This window comes from Actinomycetota bacterium, from assembly GCA_005888325.1.
GTDB lineage: Bacteria > Actinomycetota > Acidimicrobiia > Acidimicrobiales > AC-14 > AC-14.
In genome coordinates this window covers 65,385-74,147 of sequence record VAWU01000014.1, presented here as the reverse complement: position 1 = coordinate 74,147, position 8,763 = coordinate 65,385, and the positions used below count along the sequence as shown (strand labels likewise).

Genomic DNA, 8,763 nt, shown 5'->3' with positions numbered 1-8,763 from the left:
CGCGTCTTCCGCCCACAGCTCGGCGATACGAGCCTTGGCCTCATCTGAGATCCACTCCACGGCACAACCTCCCGCTCTGATCGAACCCGACCGAGGCGGGTGTTGCGTTGATCCCCTGAGACCAAGCCAGATGAGGGCTTCCCCAGATGGAGCGATTGGCTCTGCGCTCGCAGACTAGAGGTATGGATGAACGCCCCCAGCAGGTGGTGCTCGCCGCCGGACTAGTCGCCGGCGCAGTCTGCGCGGCGGCGTCGCTCCAGTTGTCGAAATATTGGCCGCTTGCGGCGATCGGCTGGCTTGTAGCGGTGGGATGTGCTGCGGCGGTCACGTGGTGGGGAACGGGTTGGCGACGCCGATCCAGCATCGCGCTCCTCATCGGCGCGTCGCTCGCGCTGCTGTCCTTTGTCGCCTTCGTCGGGGTTCTATGTCGTTGCACTGCGCGATCTCTAGCATCGCTGGCGCAGCTCCACTCGATCGACCTGGGAAGCGCGTCGAATTCACTAGCGGGATGGGGCCAACGCCAGCTGGCGGAGTGACTCGACGAGCCACCACTCGAACCGCTCGGGCCGCCAGTTGCACTGGTGCACGAACAGGTCGTAAAGCTCCGGACTGCTGAGCGCGTACACGACGTCGACGACTTCTTCGGTGCTGAGGCCGGGTGTCAAGGAGCCCGTCGCGGCGAGTAGCTCAGTCACAGCGTGGACGTCTTGCCGTCGTCGGCGGCGAGCCTGTTCCCACAGGGCGGCGATCTCCGGCTCGGCGTGTGCCGCGGCGCGCAGCACTTCGATGGCGTCGATGGAGCGGTCATGGATGCGACAAACAGCGGCGACTGCAGTTTCGAGCTGGGTCTGCTGGTCGAGGGCTTCTCGCATCTCGCTTACCCAGGTCTGCTGCTGGATCGGGACCGGCTCCTCGGGGCCGGCGACCTCCCGCTCGACCCAGAGCCGCAGGACCTCACGCTTGCTGCCAAAGGCCTTGAAGATCGTCTCTCGCGACACACCCGCCTCCGCCGCGATTTCGTCCACGGTCGTAGCCGCATAGCCCGCGGCGGCGAACAGTCGGCCCGCGGCGTCGAGGACGTCCTGGCGGGTCGCCTGGGCCTGCGCCTGGCGGCGGGTTGTGTCATAGACCCTCTTGACGCTGGTCACCACCCCATCATACATTGTCGGTGTATTGGTTCCACTGACACTGGAACCAATGTTCGGGTGAAGGGGCAGCTGTCAGTCGGAGGTGGAGATGCGCACCAGCGGTCAGGTCACGGTCCACGTAGAAGCGCCTCCCCGGGCGATCTACGACCTCGTAGCCGACGTCACGAGGATCGGCGAGTTCAGTCCGGAATGCCGCCGCGCCGAATGGCTCGACGACGCCCGGCAAGCGGCCCCCCGCGCCCGCTTCCGGGGCCGGAACGCCGCGAACAAGCTGTCGCGCTGGTCTCGGATCTGCGAGGTCCTCACGGCCGACCCCGGTCACGAGTTCTCGTTCCGGACGGTGCCCGCGCCGACCAAGCCCGACTCGACGGTCTGGCGCTACCGCTTCGAGCCCGCTCGTGACGGAACCAACGTCACCGAGTCCTACGAGGTGGTCAAGCTGCCGCCACGGCTACTGCTCGCCGTCTACCGACGGATGCTGCCGCACCACATGGACATGCGTCCGCACCTGCGCCGTACGCTCGAGGCAATCAAGCGGACCGCGGAAGCCGATGCAGTCGGCAACGCAGCTTCGCCCGACGTCCACGGTAAGGACGACGAGTCCCAGACGGCGTACACGTAGAGGACGAGAAAGGTCGTCCGGCCGGCGTGCTCCGTACGCCGATCCGCAGTTGCACAGCACGAAGCGCCAGAACAAACGGGCGAAGACTCGAGAGCGCGCACGGACCGGCGATCTGCGCACTTCTCCGCGCCACGCCTGACCGAGCAGGCCAGCGACGCGGATGTTGAGACGATCTGTCGCTGTCGGGATTGACTTCCCCCTGCACCGGGGTAGGCCATCTGTGATGGCTGCGGCCGGGCACGCGGCAAACAGTTTGATCTGGGGAGTGCTCGCCATCGGCGTGACGATCGGTCTCGTCGTGCGCGTGCTGCACCGGATGCGCGATTGAGGTCGGGCGGCACCCGGTAGGGCCGTCCGGGGGTCCGCACGAAGGCAACGCCCCTCCCCGTACCCTCGGACCCATGGCAGTTGAGCATGCGGTCTACGTGGCCTTTGTCTGGGTCGTGCTGGCCGTGGGCGTGGTGCTGGGAATCGCGATCCTCTTCGTACAGCGCCACCGAGCCGGCAGGCGATAGAGGGTTGGGGCTCACGACGCGGTCCCCACGACGAAACTGAGAACGGACGGCGCGTGCTGTTCAGTGTTGCGGAGGAGCGCCGGGAAGGGCCGGGAAGGCGTTCCTCGTCGGCGTCCCGCGAAAGCATGCGACCGTGTAGGGAAAGTCTCGCGTCATCACGTAGTGATACATGCTGACGGTCTTCCCTTCCCACGAGATCTTCGAAGTCTTGCCGTGGCAGGCGTCGAGATCTCTGGTCGTCAGCTCTTTCCCGTTCTGGTCATAGGGGCTGAAGATGCCGAAGCCGTCGAGCGCATAGCCGACGAGCGCGTTCCGCAGATCGATATGAGGAGTGCATTCCGAGAGCGCGTGACGGTGATACCCACCGCCGGGTTGCGGTCCACCCGTGCAGGCGTCCTGAATCTCGTGTGCGAGCTCATCGCGGCCGGTGGAGTCGAGAGGCCCGTGCTCTTGCACTCCGTCGAGCGTGATCCCAACCTCCTTGTAGATACACGCGGCCGATGCTGCCGGTGTGGGATTGCGTGGAATCGAGAAGGAGATGTTCTGGGCCGTGATGCGATTCGGGTTCCGATCGTATTTGTAGGCCGGATCGCCAGGTTCGACTGGGAAGATGCCGGTGGGCACGCCGAGCGCAAGGCCGTTGCCCTTGATCGCACGTTGGTCCGACGTCGTCGTGATCGTGAACACCGCGTCGCGGTTGTAGACGTGCCCCCGGAAGACAGGCTTCTTCGTGACGTCGTACGTACCTGCCGCCTTGTCGATCCACGGCCCGTCCCGTTGGGCCCCCGGGGCATTGGTCTGCTGGAACATCCTGGGATCGCAGCTGAAGACGTAGCCCTTCTTCGGCGCATCCGTCACGTAGTGCTGATCGCGCAACGGCAATGCTGTCGGGTTGATCGACGACGAGGGCGTCCGCCAGATGTTCTGGCGTCGATTCGCTGGTGCCGCCGGAGCACGGGAACGTGACGCGGTCCCGGAGCTGCACGCGGTCAAAGCGAGAACTGTGGCCACAGGAACGCCGAGGAGACGCCACGATCGAGGCGGTCGCACCCCGTGCATTGTTCCCGACAACTGGCAACTCTTCGAGGTCACCCACGGCTGACAAGGCCGCGCAGAGGTTTGAATCCTCCAGCCCGACCGTCAACGGGGACCCCTACCATGCCGGGAATGCGGGAGGGGCCGAGCCGCCGGAAGCTGGAGGCGGCGTCCTGCTGGGAGGAGGATGACAACGCTCCCGGGCGGCCGGACGTCACGGCGTTCCGGCGGGCGGCGCGGTTGCACCAGGCGCGCTGGCGGGAGGCGAAGGGGCATCCGATCGGGTCGCAGCCGATCAAGCCGCCGGCGGCCGGGCGAGCGGTGCGGCCGGTCGGGAGCCGGCTCGCCTTCGACTACGCCGTCGAGACGGGTGCGAACTTCCTGACCCCCGCGGCGTTCGCAGCCGCGAAGGCCCGAGCGGCGGTGGCCGAGCGGCACCAGAGCTTCGACCACCAGCGGCTATGGGCCGACCTGCTGTGGTCGCCGACGCTGGCCTTCAACCTGTTCGGCGACCTGGCCACCGACCTCGCACGAGCCGACCGGGCCGCGCACACCTGGTGGCCGGACGCACCGGGGACCGTGACCGAGGTGCGCTTCGCCCACTCGCCCGGCCGGTTCGACCCCTCGTACCTCAACAGCCTCCGGTCGTTCGACGCCGTCTTCGTCCTCGACCTCGACGACGGGACCCGCGGGGTCGTGGCCGTGGACACCAAGTACCACGAACGGATGAAGGTCGAGATCCCGAAGCTGAGCAACCTGTCGCGCAACCGCGAGGTCGCCTTGCGCTCGGGCATCTTCGAGCGGCGGGCGCTCGACCTGGCCGCGAGCCGGTCGGAGCTGGCCATGATGTGGCTCGAACACCTGCTGCTGCTGTCGATGCTCCAGCACGCGGGCCAGTGGACGTGGGGCCGCTACGTCGTAGTCCACCCCGCCGGCAACGGCGCGGTCGTCGACGCGTGCACCCGCTACCGGGACCTTCTCGTGGACCGGTTTACCTTCGCCTCGATCACCCTCGAGGACCTCCTCGCCGCGGGCGCCCTCCCGAAGCGGACGACCGCCGCGCTTCGCGAGCGCTACCTGCTGGGCTGACCCGCAGCCCGCAACGACGGCGGAACGCCACGCGAATGGGCAAAGCGGTACGGTTCACGTCCAGCGACGAGTGGTCGCACGTGCTCGACCCACGATCGGGGGATCGTCATGGCAACTGTTCTCGACCGGCCGACCATCGAATCGCTCGAGGACAAGCCGTCGGCGCGTCGAAGTAGCGCTGACAGGTCGACCGAGATCGGCTTCGTCCAGTGGCTGGCGGCCGCCCTCCTCGTCGGCGCGGGCGCGGTGCACTTCGCCATGGCACCGTCGCATTTCGGCGAGTCCACCGCCGAAGGCGTCGGCTTTCTCGTTGTGGCCTGGCTCCAGATGGGGCTCGCAGTGGCAGTGGTGTTCCGATATTCGCGGCGCGTCCAAATCGCTGTCGTCGCAGTCAGCGCCGCGTGCATCGAGGCTTGGGCGGTGAGCCGTACCGTCGGCTTTCCGTTCGGCGCGCACGCAGGTCACGCCGAGTCAGTGACGATCGTCGACGGCCTGACCGTCGCGACGGAGGCCGCGACCGTCGTGCTCACCGCGATGCTGCTCTCGCAGGCCGTGCTCCGGTTCCGCTCGAACGGCGTGGCTCTGGTCGCAGTCGTCGCGGTACTGGCGCTCACCTCCGCGCTCATCGCGGCACCCGCAGCCCGCAACCACTCGGCCGCAGCCCACGGCGCACACGATCACGGGACGACGGCGTCGTCGGCCGCAGCGACCGGGCCGACCGGACCGACCGACCTGAACGGTCACCACATCCACGGCGTCAAAGCACAAGATGTCGCCGCCGAAGCCCAGCCCGACAAGCCGCTCGATCCGAACACACGCGCCGTGCTCCAGCAGCAGCTCGTCGTCGCCCGCGCGACGGCGATGCGTTACCCGACGGTCGCCAGTGTCGTGGCGGCGGGCTACCACGTCATCGGTGGCTTCGGGCCCGGGAGTGGGGCGCACTACATCAGCTTTCGTGGTGGCTTCGGAGGGTCATTCGACCCCGCCAAGCCACTGGCGCTGATCTACGACGGCACGAGTCCCACCTCCCAGATGGTCGGCCTCATGTACTACGCCATGGGCAACACCCCTCCTGAAGGATTCGCCGGCCCGAACGACCACTGGCACCGCCACAGCAACATCTGCCTGAAGGGAGTCGACGTCCTGTTCCCACCCGACTCAGATGTGACCCAAGCCCAGTGCGCGTCGCTCGGAGGGTCCTTCATGAACATCACCGGCTGGATGGTGCACGCCTGGGTCGTGCCCTCGTGGGAGAGCCCCGCCGGCGTCTTCTCGCACGAGAACCCCAACCTCCGCTGCGCCGACGGCACGTTCAACACCGACACGATCGGCCGCTGCCAGGGAACGTGATACGGCGGTCTGGAGTTGAGTGGCTCGCGGCGCCCTGTCAGCCATGGGATCGCCAGTGCCGAGCGTCGACGAGCGAGCCCGGCGTCGGCTCAGAGCGCGTTTCGGCAACGAGATCGACCCGTGGCTGGAGGAGTTGCCGGCGCTTCTCGCAGCGCTCGGCGAGCGCTGGGGGCTGGAGTTCGGGCCGCTCATCCCCCAAGGCAGCATGTCGGTGGTCATCCGATGCGACACCGCCGATGGACGCTCCGCGGTCCTGAAGGTCGCCCCCGATCGTGCGCGCCTCGGGATGGAAGCGGATGCTCTCGCGACCTGGGCGACGCCTCATGTCCCCGTGGTTCACGCGGTCGACGCCGGCGTGGGGGCTCTGTTGATGGAGGCCATCGAGCCAGGAGGGATGCTCCGCGACGCCTCCCGGTACCCGGCAATGGAGAGCGTCGCGGAGCTCCTCACCTCACTGCACAGTCACGGTTCCGCCGGGGCGGCGTTCCCACCGCTGACGCACCGGATCGCGTATCTGTTCGACTCCTGGGCCGGGCAGCGACAGCTCCATCCCGAGCTCGTCGAGCTGGTCCCCGAGGACCTCTTCGCGCGTGGCCGCGCCTATGCGGCTCGACTCGCTGCGCAACGGTCTCCCACGGCCCTGCTCCACGGCGACCTCACGCCTGTAAACGTGCTCGACGGCGGAGAGCGCCGCGGCCTGGTCGCCATCGACCCGGCACCGTGCCTCGGTGACCCGGCGTACGACGCCATCGACCTGCTCGTATGGCAAGCAGGCGATGTCGCCACGATCGAGGCGCGTGCTGCTCGGCTCGCGACGGCTATCGACGCCGACGTCGCCCGCCTCATCGACTGGTGCCTCGCCTTCGCAAGCATGTTCGTCCTGGACCTGTGGGGAGCCGGTGACAACTGGCGTGACCGAGCCGCGCCGTTGCTCTCGCTCGCTTCCCAGGTCCCCCGCTCATAGATGCGACGGCGTCCCTAGCGTTGACGAGATGGAGGACGAGAAGGCGGTCGTCGGGCACTACGAGAGCATTCGAGAGGAGGACCGCATCGCGACAGGCTTCGGTCAGCTCGAGCTGGTGCGGACGAGGGAGATCCTGCACCGATATCTGCCCGACCCGCCTGCGCGGATCTTGGACATAGGCGGCGGAACGGGCGTCCACGCGTCGTGGCTCGCGGAAGAGGGTCACAGTGTCCACGTCGTCGACGTCACGCCTCGACATGTGGAGAACGTTCGAGTCGAGCTTGGGCCACAGGGGGTTACCGCAGAGCTGGGTGACGCCCGAGAACTGTCACTTCCTGACGACAGCTTTGACGTCGCGCTTGTCTTCGGTCCTCTGTACCACCTCACGGACCGATCCGATCGTATCGACGCCCTCCGCGAAGCCCGACGAGTCGTCCGCTCCGGTGGCATTGTCGCGTGCGCCGGCATCAGTAGTTTCGCGTCGCTGTTCGATGGCCTTGCCCGGCGGTTCCTCTTCGACCGCGACTTCAGACAGATCGTCGAGCGAGATCTTCGAGATGGCCAGCATCGCAATCCTGAGAACCGATCGCACTGGTTCACCACGGCGTTCTTCCATCATCCGGCCGAGTTGCGAGCTGAGGCAGAAGAGGCGGGGCTGACGGTCCGGGAGCTTCTCGGTGTGGAGGGCCTCGCGGGCTGGCTGCCGGACCTCGCGCCCCATTGGTCCACGGAAGAGGGCAGAGCGGTCATCTTGTTCGCCGCCGAAGCCGTGGAGGCGGAACCATCGCTCCTCGGGCTGAGCGCACATCTCTTGATCGTCACCAGCGTCCCCCAGTGAGACTCGGTCGCACATCGAGCAGTTCCGCGAGCGCCGAGGTTCAGCCATGGCCCCGCCTCGAGCTCGTGAGCACCGTCTGAGCGACGCCTACGCGCCCAACCGGCACGACCCGGACCTTCGAGCGGCGGTACTCTCGGGCCGTGGCGGTTCGCCGCGTCATCGGCGTGCTCGTAGCGTTTGTGCTCGTCGGAGCGTGCCAGGGGGGCGGACGTTCGTCGGCGCCGAAGACTTCCAGCGGCTTGAGCGACTCCGCCCTCGCGTCGCCTGCGTGTGACGGATCGGGCACGGGCGTCGCGCCGGGCGAGACGACGCTCACAATGACCTCAGGCGGCATGCAACGCACCTACATCCGCCACGTCCCGCCCGAATACCGGTTCGGAACGCCGATCCCGCTCGTGATCGACTTCCACGGTGCTTCGGAAGGCGCTCAGGTGCATGTGGCGAACAGCGCGCTCGGTCGGTACGGGGACGGGCAGGGCTTCGTAACGATCACCCCGCAGGGCCTCGGCACTGGGCTCGACTCCTACTGGGATACGGCATTCCACGGCAGGATCGACTCCGTCGACGTTCGTTTCGTCGGTGACCTGCTCGACGAGGCCGAACGGACGCTCTGCATCGACGAGCGCCGGGTGTTCGCGGCCGGCTACTCCAACGGAGCCTTTCTCGTATCGGCCATCGCGTGTGTGTACGCCGATCGTTTCGCCGCGGTGGCGCCGGTCGCCGGGGTCCGCGATTACGAGGGCTGCCCCCCGTCGCGGGCCGTCCCGATGGTTGTCTTTCACGGGACGGCCGACAGGTGGGTCGCCTTCGACGGGGGGCTCGGGCCCGACGCACTCGCGCTCCCGCCCGACCGGTCCGGCCGCACGATCGGCGAGAAGGCGGGATTCGCCAAGGACGAGCCGCCGATCCCGACGGTCGTCGCGGCGTGGGCCGAGCGCAACCGCTGTCCCGATCAGCCCTCGGAGCATCGGGTCGCGTCGGACGTGACGCTCGTGCGCTACAGATGTCCGCGAGGCGCCGACGTCGACTTCTACCGCATCGAGGGCGGAGGCCACACCTGGCCCGGCAGCGAGTTCTCCAAACAGATCGAAGCCGCTGTCGGGCCGACCACGTTTTCGATCTCGGCCGACGAAGTCATGTGGAAGTTCTTCCGCGCCCACCCGCTGCAGACGGCCGACCGACCGACTCGTCGCTCGAGCTGA

General features: G+C 67.5%; 8 protein-coding genes. 6 read left to right on the top strand and 2 right to left on the bottom strand.

Features of this window, described 5'->3' with window-relative positions; translation table 11 throughout:
- Window positions 1-500 precede the first annotated feature (500 nt).
- Complete coding sequence (locus E6G06_03335) at window positions 501-1,163, bottom strand: TetR/AcrR family transcriptional regulator (GenBank protein ID TML93249.1); 663 nt, start codon at window positions 1,161-1,163, stop codon at window positions 501-503.
- A 73-nt stretch (window positions 1,164-1,236) separates the two neighbouring features.
- Here E6G06_03335 and E6G06_03330 point away from each other — a divergent pair, with 73 nt between their 5' ends.
- Window positions 1,237-1,770, top strand: a complete 534-nt coding sequence (locus tag E6G06_03330) for an SRPBCC family protein (protein TML93248.1) — start codon at window positions 1,237-1,239, stop codon at window positions 1,768-1,770.
- Between the two features lie 575 nt (window positions 1,771-2,345).
- On the opposite strand, the gene E6G06_03325 is transcribed toward E6G06_03330, so the two are convergent.
- Window positions 2,346-3,356, bottom strand: a complete 1,011-nt coding sequence (locus E6G06_03325) for a YHYH protein (GenBank protein ID TML93247.1) — start codon at window positions 3,354-3,356, stop codon at window positions 2,346-2,348.
- A gap of 96 nt (window positions 3,357-3,452) precedes the next feature.
- Between E6G06_03325 and E6G06_03320 the strand changes: the two genes are divergently transcribed.
- The 5 genes from E6G06_03320 to E6G06_03300 all read left to right on the top strand — a co-directional run bounded on the left by E6G06_03320 (window position 3,453) and on the right by E6G06_03300 (window position 8,763).
- Entirely contained in the window at window positions 3,453-4,409 is a 957-nt protein-coding gene (locus tag E6G06_03320) for a hypothetical protein (protein ID TML93246.1), read from the top strand.
- A 108-nt stretch (window positions 4,410-4,517) separates the two neighbouring features.
- A complete protein-coding gene (locus tag E6G06_03315; GenBank protein ID TML93245.1) occupies window positions 4,518-5,759 on the top strand; it encodes a hypothetical protein in 1,242 nt (413 codons plus the stop codon).
- 43 nt (window positions 5,760-5,802) lie between these two features.
- Window positions 5,803-6,723, top strand: a complete 921-nt coding sequence (locus E6G06_03310) for an aminoglycoside resistance protein (GenBank protein ID TML93244.1) — start codon at window positions 5,803-5,805, stop codon at window positions 6,721-6,723.
- On the top strand, window positions 6,536-7,561 hold the full coding sequence (locus E6G06_03305; protein ID TML93243.1) for a methyltransferase domain-containing protein: 1,026 nt from the start codon (window positions 6,536-6,538) through the stop codon (window positions 7,559-7,561). The genes E6G06_03310 and E6G06_03305 overlap by 188 nt, the downstream gene beginning before the upstream one ends.
- Before the next feature lie 239 nt (window positions 7,562-7,800).
- Complete coding sequence (locus E6G06_03300) at window positions 7,801-8,763, top strand: hypothetical protein (protein ID TML93242.1); 963 nt, start codon at window positions 7,801-7,803, stop codon at window positions 8,761-8,763.